At 33.7% G+C, this 25,504-nt stretch carries 24 protein-coding genes; 3 read left to right on the top strand and 21 right to left on the bottom strand.

The genetic code is table 11. The annotated features are described in order from the left end of the window. Positions 1-14: 14 nt before the first annotated feature. Genes murD through mraZ form a run of 7 tightly spaced genes read right to left on the bottom strand, consistent with a single transcriptional unit; the run spans position 15 to position 7,694 of the window. The gene (murD, locus tag ACFFGL_RS13475; RefSeq protein WP_309730259.1) at positions 15-1,346 is read right to left on the bottom strand and encodes a UDP-N-acetylmuramoyl-L-alanine--D-glutamate ligase; all 1,332 of its coding nucleotides are present in this window, start codon (positions 1,344-1,346) and stop codon (positions 15-17) included. Further along, complete coding sequence (mraY, locus tag ACFFGL_RS13480) at positions 1,346-2,578, bottom strand: phospho-N-acetylmuramoyl-pentapeptide-transferase (protein ID WP_309730263.1); 1,233 nt, start codon at positions 2,576-2,578, stop codon at positions 1,346-1,348. The genes murD and mraY overlap by 1 nt, the downstream gene beginning before the upstream one ends. Positions 2,579-2,587: 9 nt before the next feature. Beyond that, positions 2,588-4,054: a UDP-N-acetylmuramoyl-L-alanyl-D-glutamate--2,6-diaminopimelate ligase gene (locus tag ACFFGL_RS13485; RefSeq protein ID WP_309730266.1), complete on the bottom strand. Its 1,467-nt coding sequence runs from the start codon at positions 4,052-4,054 to the stop codon at positions 2,588-2,590. Further along, positions 4,051-6,018, bottom strand: coding sequence for a penicillin-binding protein (locus ACFFGL_RS13490; RefSeq protein WP_309730269.1), 1,968 nt, complete (start codon positions 6,016-6,018; stop codon positions 4,051-4,053). Before ACFFGL_RS13490 ends, ACFFGL_RS13485 begins: the two co-directional genes overlap by 4 nt. A gap of 7 nt (positions 6,019-6,025) precedes the next feature. Next, positions 6,026-6,337: an FtsL-like putative cell division protein gene (locus ACFFGL_RS13495; RefSeq protein ID WP_309730271.1), complete on the bottom strand. Its 312-nt coding sequence runs from the start codon at positions 6,335-6,337 to the stop codon at positions 6,026-6,028. 3 nt (positions 6,338-6,340) lie between these two features. Beyond that, positions 6,341-7,246, bottom strand: coding sequence for a 16S rRNA (cytosine(1402)-N(4))-methyltransferase RsmH (rsmH, locus tag ACFFGL_RS13500; RefSeq protein WP_309730273.1), 906 nt, complete (start codon positions 7,244-7,246; stop codon positions 6,341-6,343). Continuing rightward, positions 7,224-7,694, bottom strand: a complete 471-nt coding sequence (mraZ, locus tag ACFFGL_RS13505) for a division/cell wall cluster transcriptional repressor MraZ (protein WP_309730276.1) — start codon at positions 7,692-7,694, stop codon at positions 7,224-7,226. Before mraZ ends, rsmH begins: the two co-directional genes overlap by 23 nt. 290 nt (positions 7,695-7,984) lie before the next feature. On the opposite strand from mraZ, the gene ACFFGL_RS13510 reads away from it, so the two are divergent. Together ACFFGL_RS13510 and yihA are read left to right on the top strand one after the other, a co-directional pair. Then, positions 7,985-8,749: an alpha/beta fold hydrolase gene (locus ACFFGL_RS13510; protein WP_309730278.1), complete on the top strand. Its 765-nt coding sequence runs from the start codon at positions 7,985-7,987 to the stop codon at positions 8,747-8,749. Between the two features lie 4 nt (positions 8,750-8,753). Then, complete coding sequence (gene yihA, locus ACFFGL_RS13515) at positions 8,754-9,356, top strand: ribosome biogenesis GTP-binding protein YihA/YsxC (RefSeq protein WP_309730281.1); 603 nt, start codon at positions 8,754-8,756, stop codon at positions 9,354-9,356. A gap of 16 nt (positions 9,357-9,372) precedes the next feature. On the opposite strand, the gene ACFFGL_RS13520 is transcribed toward yihA, so the two are convergent. The 3 genes from ACFFGL_RS13520 to gldB are packed head-to-tail and all read right to left on the bottom strand — an operon-like array spanning position 9,373 to position 11,047. Continuing rightward, on the bottom strand, positions 9,373-9,735 hold the full coding sequence (locus tag ACFFGL_RS13520; RefSeq protein ID WP_309730283.1) for a GTPase: 363 nt from the start codon (positions 9,733-9,735) through the stop codon (positions 9,373-9,375). Positions 9,736-9,739: 4 nt separating this feature from the next. After that, the gene (gene gldC / locus ACFFGL_RS13525; RefSeq protein ID WP_309730285.1) at positions 9,740-10,078 is read right to left on the bottom strand and encodes a gliding motility protein GldC; all 339 of its coding nucleotides are present in this window, start codon (positions 10,076-10,078) and stop codon (positions 9,740-9,742) included. Beyond that, complete coding sequence (gene gldB / locus ACFFGL_RS13530; protein ID WP_309730287.1) at positions 10,079-11,047, bottom strand: gliding motility lipoprotein GldB; 969 nt, start codon at positions 11,045-11,047, stop codon at positions 10,079-10,081. It abuts the gene before it with no gap. Positions 11,048-11,153: 106 nt separating this feature from the next. On the opposite strand from gldB, the gene nadE reads away from it, so the two are divergent. Continuing rightward, the gene (nadE, locus tag ACFFGL_RS13535; protein WP_309730290.1) at positions 11,154-11,942 is read left to right on the top strand and encodes an NAD(+) synthase; all 789 of its coding nucleotides are present in this window, start codon (positions 11,154-11,156) and stop codon (positions 11,940-11,942) included. On the opposite strand, the gene dnaG is transcribed toward nadE, so the two are convergent. The 11 genes from dnaG to queA all read right to left on the bottom strand — a co-directional run bounded on the left by dnaG (position 11,935) and on the right by queA (position 25,431). After that, a complete protein-coding gene (gene dnaG, locus ACFFGL_RS13540; protein WP_309730292.1) occupies positions 11,935-13,902 on the bottom strand; it encodes a DNA primase in 1,968 nt (655 codons plus the stop codon). The genes nadE and dnaG overlap by 8 nt on opposite strands. A gap of 95 nt (positions 13,903-13,997) precedes the next feature. Beyond that, a complete protein-coding gene (locus ACFFGL_RS13545) occupies positions 13,998-14,450 on the bottom strand; it encodes a hypothetical protein (protein ID WP_309730295.1) in 453 nt (150 codons plus the stop codon). A 72-nt stretch (positions 14,451-14,522) separates the two neighbouring features. Continuing rightward, positions 14,523-17,138, bottom strand: coding sequence for a zinc-dependent metalloprotease (locus tag ACFFGL_RS13550; RefSeq protein ID WP_309730298.1), 2,616 nt, complete (start codon positions 17,136-17,138; stop codon positions 14,523-14,525). Between the two features lie 80 nt (positions 17,139-17,218). Further along, positions 17,219-18,229 (bottom strand): hypothetical protein, encoded by a 1,011-nt coding sequence (locus ACFFGL_RS13555; RefSeq protein ID WP_309730301.1) that lies wholly within the window; start codon positions 18,227-18,229, stop codon positions 17,219-17,221. A 17-nt stretch (positions 18,230-18,246) separates the two neighbouring features. Then, on the bottom strand, positions 18,247-19,290 hold the full coding sequence (locus ACFFGL_RS13560; RefSeq protein WP_309730304.1) for a hypothetical protein: 1,044 nt from the start codon (positions 19,288-19,290) through the stop codon (positions 18,247-18,249). 27 nt (positions 19,291-19,317) lie between these two features. Further along, entirely contained in the window at positions 19,318-20,070 is a 753-nt protein-coding gene (locus ACFFGL_RS13565) for a hypothetical protein (protein ID WP_309730310.1), read from the bottom strand. Then, a complete protein-coding gene (locus tag ACFFGL_RS13570; RefSeq protein WP_309730313.1) occupies positions 20,063-20,629 on the bottom strand; it encodes an RNA polymerase sigma factor in 567 nt (188 codons plus the stop codon). The genes ACFFGL_RS13565 and ACFFGL_RS13570 overlap by 8 nt, the downstream gene beginning before the upstream one ends. Before the next feature lie 70 nt (positions 20,630-20,699). Then, positions 20,700-21,677 carry a polyprenyl synthetase family protein gene (locus ACFFGL_RS13575; protein WP_309730345.1) on the bottom strand — a complete coding sequence of 326 codons (978 nt, stop codon included), beginning with the start codon at positions 21,675-21,677 and terminating at the stop codon, positions 20,700-20,702. Between the two features lie 213 nt (positions 21,678-21,890). Continuing rightward, on the bottom strand, positions 21,891-22,784 hold the full coding sequence (locus ACFFGL_RS13580; protein ID WP_309730315.1) for a T9SS type A sorting domain-containing protein: 894 nt from the start codon (positions 22,782-22,784) through the stop codon (positions 21,891-21,893). Positions 22,785-23,031: 247 nt separating this feature from the next. Beyond that, on the bottom strand, positions 23,032-24,078 hold the full coding sequence (gene rlmN, locus ACFFGL_RS13585; RefSeq protein ID WP_309730318.1) for a 23S rRNA (adenine(2503)-C(2))-methyltransferase RlmN: 1,047 nt from the start codon (positions 24,076-24,078) through the stop codon (positions 23,032-23,034). 303 nt (positions 24,079-24,381) lie between these two features. Then, positions 24,382-25,431: a tRNA preQ1(34) S-adenosylmethionine ribosyltransferase-isomerase QueA gene (queA, locus tag ACFFGL_RS13590; protein WP_309730348.1), complete on the bottom strand. Its 1,050-nt coding sequence runs from the start codon at positions 25,429-25,431 to the stop codon at positions 24,382-24,384. Between the last annotated feature and the right edge of the window lie 73 nt (positions 25,432-25,504).

Consider the following 25,504-nt stretch of genomic DNA (forward strand, 5'->3'; position numbering starts at 1 on the left):
CCACAATATTTTTTTTATAGATTTCTCACGCTTTCTTTAAATTGGCGACCTCTATCTTCATAATTTTCGAATAAATCAAAACTCGCGCAAGCGGGGGAAAGTAAAACGGTATTTCCTTTTTCAGCTATTTTATAAGCTTCGTTTACCGCATCTTTCATGGATTGCGTTTCAACAATATGTTCTACACAATTTTTAAAAGCTTTTATTATTTTTTCATTATCGACACCTAGACAAATAATCGCTTTCACTTTTTCATTGACTAGCGGAAGTAATTCTTCGTAAACATTTCCTTTATCAACACCGCCGACAATCCAGATTGTTTCTGAAGTCATGCTGTCTAGCGCGTAATAAGTGGCGTTAATATTTGTCGCTTTTGAATCGTTTATATACTGAACTTGATTAATTTTTAGCACATTTTCTAAACGATGTTCTACGCCTTGAAAACTTTCTAAACTTTCACGAATAGTTTGTTTTCTTATACGAAGTAATTGCGCCACGGTTGAAGCCGCCATTGCATTTTTGGTATTATGTTCTCCTTTTAAAGCTATTTTTGTTGTTGGCATGTTAAAGCTTGTGTTATTTATTGTTATTATTAAATTTTCGTTTTCTATATATGTTCCGTCTCCTTCTAATTTTGAAAAGCTCATCGGAAGTTTTTTTGCTTCAATTGAATGGTTTGCTAACCAATTTGAAATATTCTTATTATCCGCATCATAAATCAAAAAATCATCTTTTGTTTGATTTTTAGTTATTCTGAATTTTGAAGCGATGTAATTTTCAAATTTATAATCGTACCGATCTAAATGATCCTCCGTAATATTTGTGATTACAGCAATGTGTGGTTTAAAATCTACAATCCCGTCCAGCTGAAAACTGCTCAGTTCCAACACGTAAATTGGAGCTTGTTGCGAAGCGACTTGCTTTGCGAAACTATCGCCAATATTTCCTGCCATTATGGAATTAAAACCCGCATTTTTTAAGGCGAATTGAGTCCAATTGGTCACCGTGGTTTTCCCGTTGCTTCCGGTAATTCCAATTAATGTTGCATTGGTATATCGTGACGCAAATTCAATTTCAGAAATAACAGAAATTCCTTTTTCTATTAATTCCTTAACGATTGGAACGTTGTCGGGAATTCCAGGACTTTTCACCACTACATCAGCATTAAAAATTTTAGGCTCTGTGTGCTGTTTCTCTTCCCATTCAATATTATTTTGTAAAAGAACGTTTTTATATTTTTCAGCAATTGTTCCTTTATCTGAAACAAAAACCTCATAGTTTTGCTTTTTTCCTAAAATCGCGGCTCCAACTCCGCTTTCTCCCGCTCCTAAAACCACTAATTTCATTATCTCAGTTTTAAGGTGATGATGGTTATTAAGGCGAGTAAAATTCCGATAATCCAAAAACGCACGACAATTTTACTTTCGTGAATTCCGCGTTTTTGGTAATGATGATGCAACGGCGACATTAAAAAAATACGTCTCCCTTGCCCGAATTTCTTTTTGGTATATTTAAACCAACCTACTTGTAATACTACCGATAGGTTTTCCATTAAAAATATTCCGCATAAAATCGGAATTAATAATTCTTTTCTCGTGGCAATTGCTAAAACCGCGATTATTCCGCCAATGGTTAAACTTCCCGTATCGCCCATAAAAACTTGCGCCGGAAATGTATTGTACCACAAAAAACCGACTAAAGCTCCGGCAAAAGCGGTAATATAAATTGTCATTTCCCCAGAATTAGGAATGTTCATGACATTCAAGTAATCTGAAAAAATAATATTTCCAGAAACCCACGCAAACAAACCAAGTGTGAGCACAATTATGGCCGAAGATCCCGCAGCGAGACCATCGATTCCATCGGTTAAATTTGCGCCGTTAGAAACCGCGGTTACAATAAAAATGACAATCGGAATAAAAATAAGCCACGCGTATTTCGCGTAATCTGGATTTATCCAGGTAATTAAACTTGAATAATTAAATTCATTATTTTTTACAAACGGTATGGTTGTTTTGGTAGATTTTTCAGCTGCATTATAGTTCACCACATCTTCACCAATCACTTTTTCTTGCTGAATTTGTTCTTGTGAGGCTTTTTGTTTTATCGTGATATCAGGATGAAAAAACATCGTTGCACCTACAATAATTCCTAAACCAATTTGGCCTATTACTTTAAACTTTCCTTCTAAACCTTCTTTATTTTTTTTGAATGTTTTAATGTAATCATCAATAAAACCGATGGTTCCCATCCAAAGTGTGGTGATAATAAGAAGAATCACATAAATATTTTCTAGCTTAGCAAATAGTAGAACGGGAATTAAGGTTGAAAAAATGATAATTAAACCTCCCATTGTTGGCGTTCCCGCTTTTTCTGATTGACCTTCTAAACCAAGATCACGTACACTTTCACCAACTTGTTTGGTTAATAAATAATTAATGATTCTTTTTCCGAAAATAGTTGATAAGGAAAGTGATAAAATAATAGCCATACTTGCCCGAAAGGAAATAAACCTAAAAAGTTGTGCTCCCGGCAATTGGTATTGTTCTTCTAAAAAATCAAATAAGTAATACAGCATGAGCGGCTATTATTTGTCTAATTGGTTAAGAAATTCTTTTACTATTTCCATATCATCAAAATCACTTCTTACCCCATTTACTTCTTGATAGGTTTCATGCCCTTTTCCGGCGATTAAAATGATGTCGTTTTCTTCAGCAATACTACAAGCGGTTTTTATGGCTTGCTTTCTATTGGTTATTGAAATTATTTTTTTCTGGTTTTGCGGTTCCACACCAGCTTCTACATCTTCAATAATTTTATCGGGATCTTCGGTTCTTGGGTTATCACTTGTAAAGACAACTTTTGTACTTAAAGAAGAAGCTATTTTTCCCATTATCGGTCGTTTTGTAGCATCGCGATCTCCACCACAACCAACTACCGTAATTAATTCTTCATTTTTAGTTCTTATGGTGTTAATAGTTTCTAACACATTTTTTAAGGCATCTGGCGTATGTGCATAATCTACAATTGCAGTAATTTTTTTGTTTGGAGAAATAAAATATTCAAACCGACCGTCTACCGATGATAATTCACTAATTATGCGAAGGTTTTCAATTTCACTTAAGCCTAATAAATCTGCCGTTGCGTAAATTGCCACAATATTATAAGCATTGAAATTTCCGATCAATTTCGTCCAAAGTTCGTTTCCGTTTAAATTCAGTAATAATCCGCTAAATTCATTTTCCACAATTTTCGCTCGATAATCTGCATCTGATTTTAACGCATAGGTTTTTTGCTTCGCTTTTGTGTTTTGAAGCATTAACTTTCCGTTTTTATCATCTATATTGGTTAACGCAAAAGCTGTTTTTGGAAGTTCATCGAAAAAACGTTTTTTCACATCTCGATATTCAGCAAACGAATTGTGGTAATCTAAATGATCGTGGGATAAATTGGTGAAAATTCCGCCGGCAAATTTTAATCCGCTTGTTCTATGTTGGTCAATTCCGTGAGAACTGACTTCCATAAAGCAGAATTCTGCTCCAGCTTCATTCATTTCGCGCAAATATTTATTAATTGTAATAGAATCTGGCGTAGTTAATTTTGTTTCATATTGTTTATCACCAACGCAAATTTTTACCGTGGAAATTAACCCAACCGTGAAACCTGCTTTGGTGAATAATTGATACAATAAGGAAGCAATTGTGGTTTTTCCGTTTGTTCCCGTAACGCCAACCAGCTTTAAATTTTCTGAAGGATTTCCATAATAATTTGCGGCTAAAATAGCCAGTGCTTTTTTGGTATTTTCAACAATAACATACGTAATTCCGCTAACTTGTTGCGCTGGTAATTCTTCACAAATTATTGCCAACGCGCCTTGATCTTGCGCTTTTTTGATAAATGAATGTCCATCTGCTTTTGCACCTCGAATTGCAATAAAAACATCATTTAAACTTACCGCTCTGGAATCGAACGTAATGTTATTAACCGCAATACTTGTATTACCAATTACTTGCTGAATGGAAACCCCAAATAATATGTCTTTTAAATGTATCAACCTGTTATTAAGCTTATTGTTTGATTTTGTTTTATACTTGTTCCTTCTTGAATCGACTGATTTTTCACTATTCCATTCCCTTGTATTTCTACTTTTAAATTTAAATTCTCTAAAAGTGAAACCGCGTCCATAACCGGCATTCCTTTTACATTCGGCATTTTGGAATTGTTTTTTTGCGCTTTAGCGTAATACGATTTAAAACTTTTTTCTGCGGAAGGATTATCTATTTCAAGGGTGTTAAATTCATCGATAACCGGCGTATCGGTATAAATTTTCTGCGCTATTTTTTGAAAAACAGGAGCTGCTACAACATTCCCATAAAAACCGATATCTTTATCGGGTTTACTAATCACCACAATACAAGAATATTTAGGATTTTCAGCTGGAAAATATCCTGCAAAAGATGCGATATAATTTGAAGATTCTTTTCCATTTCCATATCCTGTTAAGCAAGTTCCTGTTTTTCCTGCCATTGAATATTTTTCATTATAAATATTAGAAGCGGTTCCTCTTTTTACCGTATTCTTCATCATCTCACGCACTTTCTTTGCGGTTTCTTTGGAGCAAATTGAATTCTGAATAATCGGTTTATGAAAACCTTCTACCAATTGATTTCGATCTCTAATTTCTTTAATTAAACGCGGTTTAATCATAATTCCATCATTCGCGATAGCATTATAAAAACTTAGCGTTTGGAGGGGCGTAAGTAAAACTCCGTAACCAAAAGACATCCATGGAAGTGTGGTTCCGTACCAATTATTATCATCAGGATGCGGAATTTTTGGCGTTCCTTCTCCTTTTATTTCTAAACCGACTTTTTGGTTTAAACCCATATTATTCAATCGGTTTACAAAAGCTTCAGGATTATTTTTATAATTCTCGTAAATAAATTTTGAAAACGCGGTATTCGAGGAAACTTCAAAAGCTCTGGCTACAGAAATTTTGCCGAAGCCTCCACGATGAGAATCGCGCACAATTCTGTCAAAATATTTTACTTTTCCGTTTTCGGTATCAATTACATCGCTGGTATCGACAACTTTATCTTCTAAAGCCGCGACCATCGCCATTAATTTAAACGTAGAACCGGGTTCGTGCGCTTCCCAAATGGCATAATTTCTTTTTTCGTAATAAGTTCCGCTAGAAGTTACACCAAGATTTGCCATCGCTTTAATCTCTCCGGTTTTGGTTTCCATTACGACAACTGTTCCGTGGTCTGCTTTAAATTTTTCAAGTTGACCTAATAAAGCATGATGCGCAATATCTTGAATATTTACATCGATAGTTGAAACGACATCTAAACCATCTTCGGGTTCAACTTCATTGGCATCGCTAATCGGTTTCCATTGGCCTTGAGCGATTTTCTGTTTTAAACGATGTCCATTCCTTCCGCGTAAATATTCATCGTAAGCGCCTTCTAAACCTGCTTGACCGTAACCGACGGTTCGTTCGCCAATTTTTCCTAAAGGCAACTCTCTTACCGTTCGTTGTTCAGCTATAAAACCTCCTTTATAAGCGCCTAAATTGAACATCGGAAATTCACGAACTTTTACATATTGTGAATAGCCTAGATTTCTGGCGACTAAATAATAGCGATTTTTATTGGCGCGCGCTCTTCGTAATTCGCGTTCGTAATGCGCTTTTGATTTTCCGAATAATTTGGAAAGTTCAGCCGCCAGCGGACCAACATATTTTTGAAAATCATCTTCTGAAACGGTTAACGCATCAAAACGAATATCGTATTCTGGAACTGAAGTTGCTAATAGACTTCCGTTAGCGTCGTATAAATTCCCGCGGTTAGCTTCTATGGTAAAATCTTTAAAAACTCTTTTTTCTGAAAGTTCTTTGTATTTTGCTCCTTCTACAAATTGAATATTAATCAGTTTAAAACCAACCGCAACGGCAAAAAGAAACATAAAGCCTGCAACCAAGTATAACCGATTTAATATGTTTTTTTCTGTAGTCATTCAGAATTTATCTGTGTATAATTATTTTTTGAGGCGGAACGTTAGATGGCGAAATTCCTGTACCGGACATTTTTTTAGTGATACTGGATTCCATTTTTAATTGCATTAATCTTTTTTTCGTATCAACAAATTCGCTTCTTAATTCACGAACTTCTTTATTCATTCTAGCGATTTGATGAACTTTTCGTTCTGCTTGATGTGAACATGCAATCATAATAATCGCGAGAAAAGTGCAAAACAAAATGAAACGCCAATTTTTCATGGCATCATCACTAATAAGAAACTTGCCTTTTAAAAAATCATAAACTCCTTTTTTCATACCTTATAATTTTTCAGCAACACGAAGTCTTGCGCTTCGAGCACGATTATTTTCTTTTATTTCTTTGGAAGTTGGTTTAATAAGTTTTCCCACTTTTTTAAACGGAACAGAAATATTTCCGTAAAAATCTTTTTCGGGCTCACCTTCAAACAAACCACTTCTTATGTAGCGTTTTACGAGACGATCTTCTAAAGAGTGATAAGAAATTAGACTTAATCTCCCACCTTCTACCAACAATTTATCGGTCTGCTGCAAAAATTCTTTTAATACTTCTATTTCTTGATTGACTTCAATACGAATTGCTTGATAAATTTGCGCTAGAATTTTAAATTCTTTACCCTTAAAAAGCAACGGCATTAAAAGTTCTTGCAACTCGTCGCCGGTTTCTATAGGTTTTTCTTTTCTTACAGAAACGATGGTTCGCGCTAATTTTGGTGAATTTTTTAATTCGCCGTACTCATAAAAAATTCGTTTAAGTTGTTCTTCTGAATATTGATTAATGACTTCGTAAGCGCTAAGTTGATCGCTTTGATTCATTCGCATATCTAACTTTGCGTCGTATCGCGTAGAGAAACCTCGTTCAGCAACATCAAATTGATGAGAAGAAACGCCGAAATCTCCTAAAATTCCGTCAACTTTTCGAACTCCTTCTAAGCGAAGAAAACGTTTTATGAACCTGAAATTTTCAGGAATTAAAGTGAACCGCTCATCATCGAAAGCGTTTTTTTGCGCGTCTTTATCTTGATCGAACGCAAATAATTTTCCTTCAGCATTCAACTGTTTTAAAATTTCAGCAGAATGACCACCGCCACCAAACGTAACATCCACATAAACTCCTGACGGTTTAATATTTAAGCCTTCAACAGTTTCTTTTAATAAAACCGGTTTATGATAATTCTGATTGTTCATCTGTCTCTCCCATTACTTCTTCAGCTAAATCTGCAAAATCATCGGTTGCATCTTCTATAGCCGATTCATATTTATTTTTATCCCAGATTTCTACAATATTTATCGCAGAAGACAAGACAATTTCTTTTTCAAGTCCGGCAAACGTGTACAAGTCTTTCGGCACAAGCAGTCTTCCGTTTGCATCAACATCAATTATTTTTACGCCTGCTGTAAAGCGACGAATGAAATCGTTATTTTTTTTCTTGAATCGGTTAAGTTTATTCACCCGTTGCATAAGTGAGTTCCACTCATTCATTGGATATAATTCTAAACAATTCTGAAATACACTTCGCTTTAAAACAAAGCTGTTCTCCAACATCGGCAACAACTGCTTTTTTAATGCTGAAGGCAATGAAACTCTGCCTTTCGCATCAATTTTACATTCGTATGTACCGATTAGATTGATCATGAATTAAAATCTATGTTCAAATATATTGAAAAAATTACCACTTTTTACCACTTTTTACCACATTGTTAATAAGTTTTCTACGCACAACTTTTTAATTATGAGAAGTTAACCGCTATTTCCTTGCGTTTAAAGCTGTTGAAAAGTGGGAGATTTATTTTATGATTTTATTAGCAATTCATTTGTTTAAAAATCTGCTATTTGCGTAGAGTTTAAGAATTTGGTTTCCCGAAAAATACCTATACTTGTACAATTATATCTATATTTGCGTTTGCTAACCGCAAGATTTATTGATGAAAAAAGAAATTAAGAAAGAAGGAAAGTTTAAGTACATCGAAATAGGAGAAGGCACTCCTATTATCATTCTACATGGTTTGATGGGTGGCTTGAGCAATTTTGACGGGGTAGCAAATTTTTTTCCTGAAAAAGGTTACAAAGTTGTTATTCCAGAATTACCTCTTTACACGATGTCTTTACTAAAAACAAGTGTTGGTAATTTCGCAAAATACATCAAAGAGTTTATCGATCATAAACAATATAAAGGCGTAATTTTATTAGGGAATTCACTAGGTGGACATATTGCTTTGTTGACTACAAAATTATATCCCGCCGTAATCAACGGTCTTGTAATTACCGGTAGTTCTGGATTATACGAAAGCGCCATGGGCGAAAGTTACCCTAAGCGCGGCGATTATGATTATATAAAAAAGAAAGCCGAAAATGTTTTCTACGACCCGAAAATAGCTACCAAAGAAATTGTGGATGATGTCTACAAAACCGTAAACGACCGTAATAAATTACTACGAACGCTAGCAATCGCTAAAAGTGCGATTAGACATAATATGGCAAAAGATTTGCCTAGAATGCACACGCCAACTTGTATTATTTGGGGGAAACAAGACAATGTTACGCCACCAGAAGTAGCAGAAGATTTTGACAAACTTTTACCAAATTCTGATTTGTATTGGATTGATAAATGTGGCCATGCAGCAATGATGGAACATCCGCAAGAATTTAACGAGTTGCTTTATAAATGGCTTGAAGAACGAAAACTTTAAGGAAATGCAAATTAATTCGGCTGAATTTGTTGTTAGTAACAGCGATGTAAAAAAATGTCCTGAAAGCAATCTTCCAGAATACGCGTTTATTGGCCGAAGTAATGTTGGAAAATCTTCCTTAATTAATATGCTTACGCATAGAAAAAGTTTAGCAAAAACCTCAGGAAGACCAGGAAAAACTCAACTTATAAATCATTTTTTAATTAATAAGAATTGGCATTTAGTTGATTTACCGGGTTACGGCTATGCGCGCGTAAGTAAAAAAGCGAAAAAGACATTTCAGAAATTTATTACCGATTATTTTTTTCACAGAAAGCAATTAATAAGTGCATTTGTATTAGTAGATTCTCGTCACGAACCACAAAAAATTGATTTGGAATTTATGCAATGGCTCGGCGAAAATGCTATTCCATTTTCAATAATTTTTACCAAAGCAGATAAACTTAAACCCAATGCTTTAGATCGAAATATCAAACAATACAGTGATAAATTATTAGAAACTTGGGAAAGTATGCCGCCCTATTTTGTAACCTCTTCCAGTAATGAAACTGGCCGCGAAGAATTACTAAATTACATTGAAGAAGTTAACGCTAATTTGGCAAATTAATTTTTATTTAAAAAAACTAATTAAGCCGAGCTTCCATCAGCTTAATTAATTCAGTTAAGGTTTTCGCTTTATTTAATTCTTCCGTAGAAATAAAAACTTCTAATTCATAACCGGTTTTTTCTAAAATAATGGGATACTTATATTTTGCACCGAATTTTGAAGCATATTCTTTTTCAAATTCATCTGCATACAGAAATTTCATATCGACTGCGGCGTTTCTTTTTCTAAATACACGCCAAGCTTTCTTTTCCCTAAAAAAACCGTGAGTTAATTTGCATAAATTACAGGCATAAGTTGTTGGACTTAAAAGTTTATGCAAACTGCTTTTCAGCGAAGAATATTCACTTTTAGCATTATAAATAAAAAGGAATTCTTGCAAGCTGCTATTCCTTTTTTAATTCTAATTTATCAGCAAAATAATCACAAAAATCTTTCATCGTTTCCATCATTTTTTCATCTTCAGTAGCACGATAAAACGTATCACTTAAAGCGACTAAAGTTTGATGGAAAAAAACTTTCATTTCATCTACCGGCATATCTTTAGTCCACAAATCTATTCGTAAGGTTTCTTGCGATTTGCTATCCCAAAGCGATAATAACATTGCTTTTGCTTCTTCATTATCGATTCCGCCGTCTTGTGCGCTCCAGTTTAAAGTTTCAGGAACGTTATTCTCATCGACTTCAACTTGAATTTTTATTTCAGATTTTTTTAAATCACTCATTTAATTTCGTTTTGGTTTGTAATTAGATTCTTCAAAAATTGTTTCGGCATCTAATTGTAATAATTTCTGTAAACTTACCTCAGGATTTTTATCTGCAAACTGTTTTACTATTTGCCAACCGATATATTGCCCCAATTGTGGCGGACTTTGATTATCGAGCTGTAAACCGAATTTCGTAAACGGCGCCACATTTATAAAACGTTTATCTAATCCAGGATTTGTATCGTACAATAATTCATTTTCAATAAAAAATCGCCAGACTTGCTCTTCATTTTGTTGCGCCCAATTCCATTCTTCTTTGGTGTAACTCATAATTTCTTCATTAGAAACACTCGGTAATAATTTTTTACTGAGATAAAGAATTTTCCCGTAATGAATCATTTTAGAAAGTAAGCTTCGTGAATTATTCTCTGAAACAAATTGTTGCGCATATTTAAAAGCGATATCGGGCACAATTTGTTCTTCCCTGAAATCGGCACGAATGTAAGCTGGAATTCCCGTGTAGAATTCATGCTCTTCTCCTAAATAATTATCTAGCGCGATAAGCAACAAACTATCGGCTAGTACAATTTTATTGGTATAATCTACTTCTGAAGTTATGGTAATTACACGTGGTGTTTTAAACTCTGGAAAATAAAATTTTAAATGCTGAAATAAATTGGTGAGCGATTCTTTTTCTTCTTCAAAATTCGAGTAGGCTTTTTTAACTTCTCGATTTAAGGCTTGTTGAATAGTATCTTCCTTTTTTTGCAACCAAAGTGAATCTGGAAATCGTTGTGGAAATAAAAATGGATATTCAGCTTTTAAACCGGATAAATTCTCAGGAGAAACCGCAGCAAATTCTTCTTCAAAACGTTCTACTTCAAAAGAAACCGGTATTTTCGAAATCTCTTCTTCAACTTTATTTTCATTTTTACAAGCTGAAAAAACAAGCAATAAAATTAAAATCCCAAAAAAATTTTTAAGCATACCTCAACATCTTTTACAAAGTGTTTAACGTGAAAGACTTTTATTAATTATGTTTTCGCGTTATTTTTGCTGCAAAGGTAATTCAATTCCATTAAAAAAGAAGCTCATGCAAACCGAAAAAGTCGCAAAATATATCGTGAAATGGCTGAAAGATTATGCTGAAAAAAGCAAGATGAACGGTTTTGTAATTGGCGTGAGCGGCGGAATAGATTCTGCGGTAACTTCTACCCTTTGTGCCGAAACAGGCTTACGATTGCTTTGTGTTGAAATGCCGATTCATCAAGCAGAAAATCAAATTAGCCGCGCGAAAAATCATATTCAATGGCTTCAAAAAAATTATAAAAATGTCGATACTGTTCAAGTAAATTTAACGCCGGTTTTCGATAATTTGTTAGCCGAATTACCTTCAGTTGAAAATGAAGAAGATCGTTTTATGTCACTGGCAAATACCAGAGCTCGCTTACGAATGACTTCACTTTATTATTTTGCAGCTCTAGAAAAATTATTGGTCGCCGGAACCGGAAATAAAGTTGAAGATTTTGGTGTTGGTTTTTATACAAAATACGGCGATGGCGGCGTAGATTTAAGTCCGATAGCCGATTTAATGAAAACTGAAGTTTATAAAATTGCTGAATATTTTAACGTAAATACTGAAATTTTAAACGCCAAACCAACCGATGGTTTGTGGGGCGACGATAGAACCGATGAAGACCAAATAGGCGCGAGTTACCCTGAATTGGAATGGGCAATGAAAATGGATAATTCACAAAAAACTGAAAGTGATTTTTCCGGTAGAGAAGCTGAAGTTTTTAAAATTTACAAAAGATTGAATACGCAAAATCAACATAAAATGCAGCCGATTCCGGTTTGTGAAATTCCGCAAGAGCTTAAATAACGCGATTTAATTTTTGAGAAATAATTATTTCTAGGCTTTTGTATTCTTTTACTTCTTCTAGAACTTCAGGATTATGTTCGGCTTTTTTCTCTAAAACGCTTTGCATTAATTCTTGTACTTTTTGCTTAATAAGGTAGCGCCGTAAGTTTAGAATTGTTTCGTTTACTTCTCTGGCTTCCAACTCATTTTTATCTTTCACAAAAATATCTTGATCTTCCCAACGGTGCAAAACATCGCGCTCATTTTGCATTAAAATTGAAGTAATTTCTTTGGCTTCTTCTGGTGAAAGATGATTAATAAAGGTTTCAATTTTAAACTCTTCTTTAGTGCTGAATTCTTCAATTATTTTAAAGTAAAGTGATTTAAAATTTTCGTTGGTAAATTCAATTTCATCTTCTTGTAAATCGAGAAAAATTTTCTCATAAACTTTTGCGTGTTGATGTTCGGCTTCTAAAGCTAATTCGCCTTCGGCATCGGCTTTTAAAATATAATCTTCAAAGTGATCTTCTTCATTTCCGTAGCGTAAAAGCAAACTGATAATGCTTCGTTCCAACTCAAATTGTTGATTTACTTTAGGTCGTGAAACTTGTTCAGCTTGTTCTTCAACTTTCCGAAGGTTTTCATTTCCTTTTTTATTCCGTTTTGAATTATCACGCTGATTTTTTGCTGTAAGTTGCGCAAGCGAACTATAGAGAACTTCTTCAGAAATGTCCATTATTTTTGCACATTCCTGTAAATAAATTTCTTGCTGAATATGATCTGGAACTTTTGCAATACTTCCAACCATATCGCGAATCGCTTCAGCTTTTTTAATCGGATCGTTTTTGGCTTCTTCTACCAATAATGAAGCTTTAAAACGAATTACATCTTTTGCCTGCTCATTTATGTAAGCCGAAATATCTTCTTGCGTATTCTTGCGAGCAAAACTATCGGGGTCTTCGCCTTCTGGAAAGGTACAAACTTTTACGTTCATCCCTTGTTCGAGAATTAAATCCAAACCTCGTAAAGAAGCACGTAAACCGGCCGGATCACCATCAAAAAGTATCGTTATATTTTGTGTTAATCTTCTAATTAATCGAATTTGATCTGGCGTTAGCGCCGTTCCTGAAGATGCAACAACATTTTCAATTCCGCTTTGGTGAAGTTGAATAACGTCGGTATAACCTTCCACTAAAAAACACGTATCTTCTTTCGCAATACTTTGCTTGGCGTGATAAATTCCGTATAAAACTTTGCTTTTATGGTAAATATCACTCTCTGGCGAATTGAGGTATTTAGCAGCTTTTTTATCGTTGGTAAGAATTCTTCCGCCAAAACCCAAGGTTCTACCCGACATCGATTGAATGGGAAAAATTACTCTTCCTCGAAATCGGTCAAATTGTTTTTCTCCTTTTACAATGGTGAGTCCGGTTTTTTCCAGGTAATCGAGTTTGTATCCTTTTTTTAAAGCTTCCGAGCTAAACGCGTCCCAGGTTTCGGGTGAAAATCCTAAATCGAATTTTTGAATGGTTTCTGAAGAAAACCCTCGTTCTTTAAAATAACTTAAGCCGATTGCTTTGCCAGCATCGGTTTTATGTAACATTCGTTGGAAGAAATCTTTGGCAAATTCACTAACCAAAAACATACTTTCGCGCTCATCTGCTTGTTCTTTTTCTTCGTAGGTTTGTTGGGTTTCTTCAATCTCAATTCCGTATTTTTTTGCTAAATATTTTATAGCTTCCGGATAACTGAAATGCTCGTGTTCCATTATAAACGCCACTACGTTCCCTCCTTTTCCACTGGAGAAATCTTTCCATATCTGTTTGGCGGGAGAGACCATAAAACTTGGAGTTCGCTCGTCTGTAAACGGACTTAAGCCTTTGTAATTACTTCCTGATTTTTTAAGCTGAACAAAATCGCCAATCACTTCTTCTACCCGAGCGGTTTCAAAAACTTGATCTATGGTCGATTTTTTTATCATGCTTTTTTCAAAAGATTAGGATTTGCAAAAGTAGTATAAAATAAAAAAAGGAAGTGACAAACTTCCTTTTTCTATATTGTAAAATTTATTATAATTTACTCTCGAATTATTTTTACATCGCTATATTTTCCTTGGACTTTCATTATAAAAAATGGATGCTTAAAAATTCTATCGTTAGGCTGACCGGGATTTAAAAACTCTGTAATGCTTAGCTCTAACGTATTATTATTAGTAGTACTTACTTTTTCAATTTCTAAATCATTACTTTTTTTATTTTCAATATGATAAGAAAAAATAATTACTGTTTCTTTAGAAAAATCTACTTCAGGCACTGGTAAGCCCGGCATCTGGGTTTTATTGAGTTCGCTATAATTTTTATACAATTCATCTTTTGAATTGATAATGGTTATTTCGGGAAAATCTAAGGTGTGTGCATTCGCTTGCAAAAGCATATCGTAAGAAACTTCTTTATTATCTTGATTGGTAGATTTTGAAGATCGACAACCTGAAAGAACAATCAAACTTAAAATTACTATATAAATTTTCATATACTATAGATTAAAAAACTGCTTCCCGATTATTGGAAAGCAGTTTTAAAGTTAACGGTTTATTTTTAATTTTTACTCAACAATAAGTTTCTTAACAAACTGCTGATTTCCATCATTCATTTTCACTAAATAAACTCCTGCTGCAAGTGCAGATAAATCTAAATTAGTGGAACTTGCATTTGTAAAATTAGCTGTTTTACTAAAAACACGTTTACCGGTCAAATCAAAAACACCTACTTCAACATCTTCCCCTGAAGTGCTTTTATAGCTCATTCTAACTTCACCATTAGTTGGGTTTGGGTAAAGTTTTACAGAAGAATTTTGGGTAACCTTTTCGTTTGAAAGATCGACAATATCTCTAGAACAGAATTCAATTCCTGCGGAGTTTATAACTGCATTATTATTTCCGCCAACTACATCTGCTACTGCAATCATCCAAGTACCTTGCATATCTGCCCCATTATATACACTTAAATCTCCAATAGGCTCAACAGATTGACCGCTAGAATTTCCACAGTTTGTAAAAATAGATTCGCCTCCCTGATTAAATTTCACATCTAACGAATTACCACTACAATTTGCAACATAAAGATAAGTAGGCTCATCATCTTCCATTCTTCCGAACACAATTAATATACCTTCTGTATTAACTCCCGACACATCTATATTAACATTTAAATCTTCTATTATTCCCGAATTTGGCACATCAATTTCAATTTCAGCAAAACCATTAGTGAGAGAAATAGGACCTTGTGCCATAAATTCATCACAATTGATAGTAGAATCATTTCCTATCGCGAAAGAAGGGCTAACAGTATAGAAAATATTATCAATTGCTTCGATCATTATAAAAGCTTTATCAATTTCTTGAGAAGGGAAAGTTATATTTTCTTGGCCATCATTAGCTGTAGAGGCAATTAACGTAGAGAAACTTTCGCCTCCATCGTTTGAGATAGATATTTTTACATCTGAAGTATTAATGTTACCGCCATCAGTCCCATTTACATCCCAAGTTAAATTATGCTGAGCCCCTTGGGCAAATCCATCATAATCATCAATCGAGGTGATTTGAAAAGGACCTGAATTCCCCTCTACTTCCACTTGCATAGCATCAGAAGCCGTTTGACCCACTAAATTAGAATTATCACGAACTTGGACTACAAAATTTAATATTCTACTTACTGTAGAGGTCACATTCCAGGTACTATATAATCTTCCGTTTAGAACTTCCTCGAAAGGAGGAAAGTATTGAATAGGACTTGCCGTAGGATTGTAAACCCTAAAATTAGGATTTGAAGTTGAAGTTGGATTAGGATATAAATAAGTGTTATTTACTGTATTATTTGAATCTGACTGTTCCCAAGAATAAGTTAATTGATCATTAGGATCTGGATCTGATCCTGTAGCACTTAACTTAAAAGCTGTACTAGAAGGAATTGTATAGTCGCTTCCGGCATTTACTGTAGGAGTTTGGTTGGTAGTTGAAGTTTCTGTTGCACAACCCGTAGATTGTATATAATTACTAATTTGGTCTATACTAGTATGTAAAAAGAAGTCGCTTGATGTGGATTGGACATTCCAAAGCTGCGTAATTCCAGCATAAGACATTATGGTTACCCCGCTTCCCGTTTCAACATTTACACCTGTTCCTTCTGAGCGAGAAAAAGTGTGATTTGCACCAAGCTGATGACCCATTTCATGCGCTACAACTAAAGAATATACATACCCTTCAGGAGATCCAATAGTAGCACCAGCATAAGCACCACCTTTGCTACCATCTGTACAAGCACATGCAATACATCCGGCACTTCCTCCAGAAACCCTATTACTTAACATAATTCCTATATCATAATTGGCTTCTCCAATTTCATTTGTTACAGCAGACTGTACTTCTGCATTTAAATCTAACCCGGTCTCAGTAAAAGGGTCTGTGGTTGGACTTGGATAGAACAAATCATCAGTATTAGAAATAAGCTCTAAATTTATAGCCAAATCTCTTTCATAAATAGGGTTTACAACATTTAGAATATCATTAATTGCAGAAAGAATACTCTGGGTATTACTAAAATAATATTGGGTAAATTCACCATCTGTAGCTACAGCTAGACGAAATGTTCTCAGCGTAGTGTCGTCTGTTTGACGCGATTGAACTGGAAGATTTTCGGTACTTCCAGTTAAGCATTCAAAATCATTTTTTATGGAAAGTGCATTTTTATCATATACAACATAAGTTTTTGATTTTTTTGCTATAGGTTCGATTAATGAAGTTTTAGCTTCAGAAAAATAAATAGCTTTTATTCTGCTTTCCGACAGTGAAATGCTAATTCTTTTAGATGGATTTTCAACTGAACTTCCTCTATATGATTTTATTGAAGGATATTTTTCAGCTAATTCTTTAGAAAAGTTGGAAACTTCTATCACACGGAAATTTTCTAATTCTCCGGTGATATTTGGAAATGAAACTACAACCCCTTCTCCTAAATTATTAGTTTCGAAAGATTTTTTAGGAGCTTTTAGAAGTTTTGATCTTAAGCCTTCTAAGTTTAGTGTATAAGAATTTTCTAAATTTACTTTCGCTAAACTTTCTTTTACTTCTTCTTTATTTACTTTTACTTTCTGCCAAAAACTGGTTTGAGCTTGAAGTAAAAATGAACAGAAGAAAACAGATAAGAATAATATTTTTTTCATGAATTTTAATTTTATTAATAATGGCTCGCAAGTTAAAAGATTAGTCGCTGCTCACGAAAGAACATTTGTTAAAAAGTTTGTTAATAACCTAATAAAACTCCGACGCTTAACACATTTCCGTTGGCGTTTGAATTTTTGAAAATTGAGTTTAAATTATAACGGACATTTAATTTGAAAGGTCCATATCCGGCGTAAGCGCTTAAACCATATAAAAAGTTATCTGTATTATAAGGTCGCTGAACCGATTTAGTAACATCTTCGCCTTCATCTTCATATTTAAAACTTTGAGAAGAAGTTAATTTTGTTCCTACAAAGCCACCAATTCCATAATTCCAATCGGTTGAGAAATCGTACTTTGCACGATTTCCGCTATAATCTATTTTTGCTTTTCCATATTCTATGTGAACCGGAAGTATAAGCGTTGACATTGTAAAACGTGAATATTCTAAATTTATCGGGCTTTCAATTACAGTAGATTGATTTGATTCATCTGCAAAAACGTAATCCTCCTTTAAAGACAAACTATAAAATTCGGCTGCTAATCCATAATTTAAACGAAACTCTGGTGATTTTCTAGAAAAAATAGTGGTAAATCTTATTCCAAACACGCCGTAAAGTCCAATATCTTTATATACATCTTGGGCTTGATTTAGCACAGAATTTATTCCTAAACCGACATAAGGAGCAGCTAATAATACACTCGGTATAGAATCTACAGCCGACATTCTTTTGGTATCGGTTAAGATTGCACCGACATCGATATATGAATTTTTAGCAATCGAATCAGTTTGGTTTCTCTTTATTAATTCAATATTTAAATCGATTAAATCATATTGATTTTCAATATTTAGCGCGTGTTGTTCTGCAGCAGCTTTTTTTAATTCTGCGGCTTTTTCTTCAGAAATTTCTTCGTTTTCTAAACGCTCATTAATTGAAGCTACTTTTTCTTTCAGCTTTTCCTTTTCAAGTTGTGTAATGGTTTGCTTTTGCGCTTGTAATTCTTCAATTTTTACTTGCGCTTTAGTTTTTTGTTCTTGCGCTAAAAGTGTAACAGAACAAAAAAGAGTCAGAATTATTAATATTTTTTTCATCTTGATTAGTTTTTAAATTAACGACTTAAACGAATTCCTATAGAGACGTTTCTTTGATCGATTGGGTTATCTTTAAAGATAGTATTTAAATCGTATTTTGCATAAAGTGACCAATCGTCATAACCTATATAAGCGCTTAATCCGTAAATAAAATTACTAGTATTAAAGTCATCTGAAATTTTTACTTTTTTATCATTCCCATTTTCTTGGTATTTTAATTTTTGAATGGTATTTAGATTTACTCCAACATAACCTCCTACTCCAACTTTAAATTTATCTGGCTTGTCGTAATAAGAATTTTCTTCCTTATAGCAAATGCTAGTTCTACCAAACTCTAAATACAGCGGAATTACCAAGTTATCCATTCGAAGTTTTGCTTTATCTAAATTGTACTCAAATTCTTCTAAACTAGTCTCATCTCCATTATCTACAAAGTAGCGATTATTATCTGCTTTTAAACCATTGAACTGAAAGGAAAGTCCGTAGCGAAATCTTGCAAAACCACTTTCGGTTAAAACAGTTTCAAATTCATAACCTAATTCAAAAAAACGGCTTCCGCCAATTTTATAAGGAGAGTCATCTAAACTTTGCCCATCAATAATTGTGTTGTTTAAACCGAATGCTAAAATAGGTCCAGAAGTGGTTCGTTTAGGAACAGAGTCATAAACTTTGGTTTCTTCAAATTCCATATATTCCATAGAAGTGTAATAATTGTCGCTGTCTTCGGCGATTTCTTCTTTATTACGTTGAAGCAGTTCTATGTTCTGATCGATTATCGTTAATTGATTTTCGATATTTAACGCTCTTTTTTCTGCCGCTGCTTTTTTTAATTCTGCCGCTTTTACTTCAGAAATATCGCCTTCGCTTAGTTGATTATTTATAGCTTCAACTTCTTTTTTTAATTTTTCCTTTTCTAGTTTTTTTACTTCTTCTTTTTGTGCTTCGAGTTTTTCAACTTTTAATTCAAATTGTTTATTAATGTTGAATTTTACTTGTGCATTTCCCGTAGCGATGCAAAATGAAGCCATGAAAATACTGAACAAAATGGTTATTGTTTTCATAATAGTTAGTAATTTTTAGTGTTGATTTTATCTATTTAAAAATGTAACGGCAGATTTTACTTGTGTGAATCCGTTTTCGATGGCGACAAAAATTCGCTCTCTAAACGATTGATCTAGTTCTGCTTCTACGTTTTGCAATAAAGCTTGCGCATTAACTTTATTACGGTTTTCTTTAAAAATATCTCGCGTTCTAATTTCTAATTGAGCTTCTTTTATGAGGGCGTCGATTTCTGCATCGGTTACCTCACGGTTTTTACTAAGCTCTTTTACGTGGTCGACTACTTCTTGAGCTTTTTTATCGATTTGTTGAACGAGAAATAATTCGTGAGCTTCTTCTGGCGTTGTTTCTTGTTCGGTAATTACTACCTCAACCGGTGTTGATTTTTTTGGTGTAGCAATTTCTTGAACTTCTTTTTTTAATTTTTCTGAAGTTTTAGTCGATTTTAATTCTTCTGGAGAATCGATTACATTTACAATATCATGATCTTTTTCAGGAATTATTTCTTCGGAAAAGTTTTCTTCAGCATCAATTTTTTGAACCGATTTTTCTTCAACTATAATCTCAGTTGATTGAATTTCAGGTTGATTAGTTTTAAATAATAACGTACTGATTAGTATTCCAGCTATAAAACTGGCAGCCAATCCTAACCACCATATTTTTTTTGTTGATTTTTGTTCCTTTTCAGCTAACTTATCAGAAAGTTTTTCCCAACTTTTATCTGAAGGCGTTAACCTTCTCTCTTCCAGCTTATTTTTTATATTTTTATCGAAATTATTCATCTGCATTTCCTTCTTTAACGTGGTTTCTTAACCGATCCTGTAATAATTTTCGCGCTTTTGCCAACTGTGATTTTGAAGTTCCTTCAGTAATATTGAGCAATTCAGCAATTTCTTTGTGTTTGTAACCTTCTACCACATACATTACAAATACAATCTTGTAGCCTTCCGGTAATTTATCAATTTCCGTTTGTATATAATCGATCTCTGAATCGGGTTGAAAACTATCGGCTAACAATACTGATTTTGAATATTCTACATCTTCAGAAAATTGAAACTTTTTATGGCTTCGTAAAAAACTAATGGCTTCTCGAACCATTATTTTCCGAATCCAGCCTTCAAAACTTCCTTCGTTTTTAAAAGTCTTTAAATGGGTGAATACTTTTAAAAAAGCTTTCAGCATTACATCTTCAGCAAAATGTGTATCTTTTATATACATTCTGCAAACGCTTAACATTTTTGGTGCGTAACGTTCGTAAATGGTTTGTTGTGCAGCTCTATTTTTGTTGAGTGCTTTTTTTATTAACCTTTTTTCGTTGGTATGTAAATGAATTACTTTCACCTAATTTTTTACAGGGTTCTATTTATATAGACGCGCAATTTTTAAAAAAGGTTGCCTGGAATTAAAAAAATTATTTTTTTCTATCGATTACATAATTCATCATTAAGAGCAATGAATCTTTATAAGGAGAGTCTGGATAAGGTTTTAACATTGAAAACGCTTCTTCTTGAAAAGCTTTCATTTTTTCTTCAGCATACCGTAAACCGCCGCTATCTTTTACAAACTGAATAACTTCTTTTACGCGCTTTTTATCTTTATTATGATTTTTAACCGAATTAATGAGCCAACGTTTTTCTTTTTCTGAAGAATTATTTAGGGTATAAATTAACGGAAGCGTCATTTTTTGCTCCTTTATATCAATACCTGTGGGTTTTCCTATTTTATCTTCTCCGTAGTCAAACAAATCGTCTTTTATTTGAAACGCCATCCCGATAAGTTCGCCGAATTTCCGCATCCGTTCTACGTGTTTCGAGTCGGGTTTTACCGAAGCCGCGCCTAAACTGCAACAAGCAGCAATTAACGTAGCGGTCTTTTGCCGAATGATATCGTAATATATTTCTTCAGTAATATCGAGTTTTCTGGCCTTTTCAATTTGAAGTAATTCGCCTTCACTCATTTCGCGAACAGCAACTGAAATTATTTTCAGCAGATCGAAATCGTTATTATCAATAGAAAGTAATAAACCTTTAGAAAGCAAATAATCGCCTACTAGAACGGCAATTTTATTTTTCCATAGTGCATTTATGGAAAAAAAACCGCGTCGTCGGTTGCTATCATCTACAACATCATCATGTACTAAAGTTGCGGTATGGATTAATTCAATAACCGAAGCCCCGCGATATGTACGTTCATTAACTTCGCCACCGGAAACCATTTTAGAAACCAAAAAAACAAACATAGGTCGCATTTGTTTGCCTTTTCGATTGACGACGTAATGAGTTATTTTATTTAACAAAGCCACACGGGAAGACATAGAAAGGGAAAACTTTTTTTCAAAAAGTTCCATTTCAAAATCGATAGGCTGTTTTATTTGCGCTATGGGTTTCATTGAACGCAAAGATACTATTTAGCACCATATAAAAAAGTAGATTCCCTTTTGAATCTAGAATATAGTAACCTCTATACTCACTATTCGTCTTTTTCTAAATAGGTAAGCATTTTATTTAAAAGTTTGAAAAACTACTTTTAAAACTCACAAGTTTTAAGCAAAAAAAACGTCTACAAAACTTGTAGACGCTTTTGAAATTACATATCTAAGAACTTATTTCTTTACAAACTTGAAAGATTTAGTTTCATTATTCACAGAAACTTTAGTTAAGTAAACACCACTACTTAAGGCATTTAAATCAATATTCCCTGAAGTTGAATTAACATTTTCTGAGATAACTTGTTGTCCTAAAATATTAAAAATCGCAACATTTCCAATTTGAGAATCACTATTCATAACCAATTGATTATTTTGTGTGTAGTGACTAAAAGAAACAGTTTCAAAATCTTTCGTACTCAACATGTCACTATAGGTAATATTATCAACAAAATATTCTGAGTCACCAGCAGTTAAAAAACCAAGCGATCCAACTGATGTTCCTCCCCAAAATGTTCCAGTATATAAAACTGTATCATCAACATAATAAATTATTTCATTATCAACAAAATTTAAATTGATTTTCAAATTTGCAAAAGTTTGATTTGCTATGGAAGTAGATGCTACAATAGCAAGTTGACCACCTGACGGAGCAATAATATTTATTTCTCCATTAAAAATTGCTACCCGAGTGGTCGTATTCCCTTGAGAATCATTAATAAAATAATCAATTTCACCAACGGTAGCATCAGCTGCATAAATATCTACGGCAAACTCCATACTATCAGCATTAGAATCTATAGATCCACTAACGTCATATGTTGGACCAGCAATATTTCCATCTGGAATGGCACTTTGATCATCTAAACCTAATTTTAATGCATAAGCGCCCTCAGAAGCTTGTTCATCAGAAACAGTTACAAAATAAGAATAATCAGGATTCACAACCCAAGTGGATTGTCCATCTATTTCACCTAAAGTATAACCTTCTGAAGATTCAAAAGACGTGTCTTGTGCTTGCGTAGCAATTGAAAAAATCATTGCAATAGCTAAAAATGTAATTTTTTTCATTTTATTTGTTTTTAGTTTCACTTTATTTATTGATAAAAGTAGTATAATAGCAATTACTAACCAAATATTTTAATATTTTTTTAATATAACTGATGTGTAAATAACTTCTAAAAAATACAATCCGTTAAAGGACAAATATTTAACTAATAGAGTTGAAAATTAAAAAAGTCCGTCTTTTACCGTTATTTCAAGAAGTAGCTCTAACCAACAAATAATTTACTATAACTTATAGTTGTTCCCATATATTTTATTTAGAAGACTTATTCGCTAATTGTCCGCAGGCTGCATCGATATCTTTTCCTCGGGATCTTCTTACTGTAACCGTAATTCCACTTTTCTCTAACGCATTTTGATAGCGATCTGTTATTTTGCTATCGGCTTGTTGAAACATTCCGTCATCTATTGGGTTGTATTCAATAATGTTTACTTTACAAGGAATTAACTTACAAAATTCAACTAACGCTTCAATATCACGTTGTGAATCATTTATATCTTTCCAAATTAAATATTCGTATGTAACTTTTTTATTCGTTTTTTGATACCAATAGAGTAATGATTCCTTTAAATCTTCTAACGGAAAGGTTTGATTAAAAGGCATCACTTGGGTTCTAACTTCATCAATCGCAGAATGAAGTGATAAAGCTAAATTAAATTTCACTTCATCGTCGGCAAGCTTTTTAATCATTTTAGGAACACCGGAAGTTGAAACTGTAATTCTTTTTGAAGACATTCCTAAACCTTCCGGAGAAGTGATCATTTCAATAGATTTGAGCACATTATTGTAATTCATAAGTGGTTCTCCCATTCCCATGAATACAATATTAGATAGTGGTCGATTATTATATAATCTACTTTCTTGATCTATTGCTACTACCTGATCGTAAATTTCATCAGGGTTTAAGTTTCGCATTCGTTTTAATTTTGCGGTCGCACAAAATTTACAATCTAAGCTACAACCTACTTGCGACGAAACACAAGCTGTTGTTCTTGAATAAGTAGGAATTAAAACTGATTCTACAGTAAAACCATCGTGAAGTTTCACGGCATTTTTTATCGTGCCGTCTTTACTCCGCTGCATTTCATCTACCTGAATGTGATTAATTACAAAATTCTCTTCTAGAATTTGACGCGTTTCTTTAGAAAGATTCGTCATTTCCTCGAAGGTATGAGCACCTTTACTCCAAAGCCATTCATAGACTTGTTTTCCTCTAAAAGGTCGTTGACCGATTGAGATAAAGAAATCTTGCAATTGTTCTTTACTTAGTGCGCGTATATCTTTTTTCTTATTTTTCACGTTGCAAAGGTATTAAACTTAACTGAGTTGTTTTCTTTTATTCCTTTTAGTCGAAAATTATTTTAAATATTCCTGATTTTATCTTTCACAAAGAAGAAATAAGCTCGCTCGTTTTATTTTAAGTGAATTTACTCTTGCGTTAGGGATGGAAGCGGCATCCTTTTTATTTATCGAAAACTTGTTTTAAAATAAATAAAAAGATACAGCGGACAGCCCGACCCGAAGGGAAACGCCCAAAACCATAGCTACAAAAAAGGCTACACAAAATTGCGCAGCCTTTAGAAACTTTATAGAATCGATTATTTATAAAATCAACATCGCGTCTCCATAAGAGTAAAATTTATATTCTTCCTTAACAGCTTCTTCGTAAGCGCGTTTCATTAAATCATGTCCTGCAAATGCAGAAACCATCATTAACAAGGTAGATTTTGGCGTATGAAAATTCGTAATCATGCAATTGGCGATACTAAAGTCGTAAGGTGGAAAAATAAATTTATTGGTCCATCCCTTGAATTCATTTAATCGGCTATTTGAAGAAACTGAGCTTTCTAAAGAACGCATTACGGTAGTTCCCACAGCACAAATTCTACGACGCTCTTCTAAACCTTTATTGATGATATTAGTTGCTTCTTTGGTAATTTCTGCTTCTTCGCTATCCATTTTATGTTTGGAAAGGTCTTCTACCTCTACCGGAGTAAAAGTTCCTAACCCAACGTGTAAAGTAACTTCGGTTAAGTTTACCCCTTTAATTTCCAGACGCTTTAATAAATGTTTTGAGAAGTGAAGTCCGGCAGTTGGCGCTGCAACAGCTCCTTCTTGTTTAGCGTAAATTGTTTGGTAACGCTCTGCATCATCTTCTTCTACATCACGTTTTATGTATTTTGGAAGCGGAGTTTCTCCTAATTCATTTAATTTTTTTCTGAACTCTTCGTAAGAACCATCATATAAAAACCGTAAGGTTCTTCCGCGAGAAGTGGTGTTGTCTATAACTTCAGCTACTAAACTCTCATCTTCTCCAAAATATAATTTATTTCCAATTCTTATTTTTCTTGCCGGATCTACTAAAACATCCCAAAGGCGTGTTTCAGAATTTAATTCGCGAAGTAAAAAAACCTCGATTCTAGCGCCGGTTTTTTCTTTATTTCCGAAAAGACGCGCAGGAAAAACTTTGGTATTGTTTAATACCATTACATCTTCCGGTTCAAAATAATCGATTAGATCTTTGAAAAGTTTGTGTTCTATGGTTTGTTCTTTGCGGTTTACCACCATTAAACGTGACTCATCACGATTTTCTGAAGGGTATTCAGCTAAAAGATTTTTAGGCAGTTCAAAATCGAACTGTGAAAGTTTCATTCCCATATTTAAAATTTTAAGAATCGCAAATATACAATCTCTAGGTAGGGGTTGTCAAGTAAATGGACAATTA

Source organism: Mesonia maritima (genome assembly GCF_042433895.1).
Lineage (GTDB): Bacteria > Bacteroidota > Bacteroidia > Flavobacteriales > Flavobacteriaceae > Mesonia > Mesonia maritima.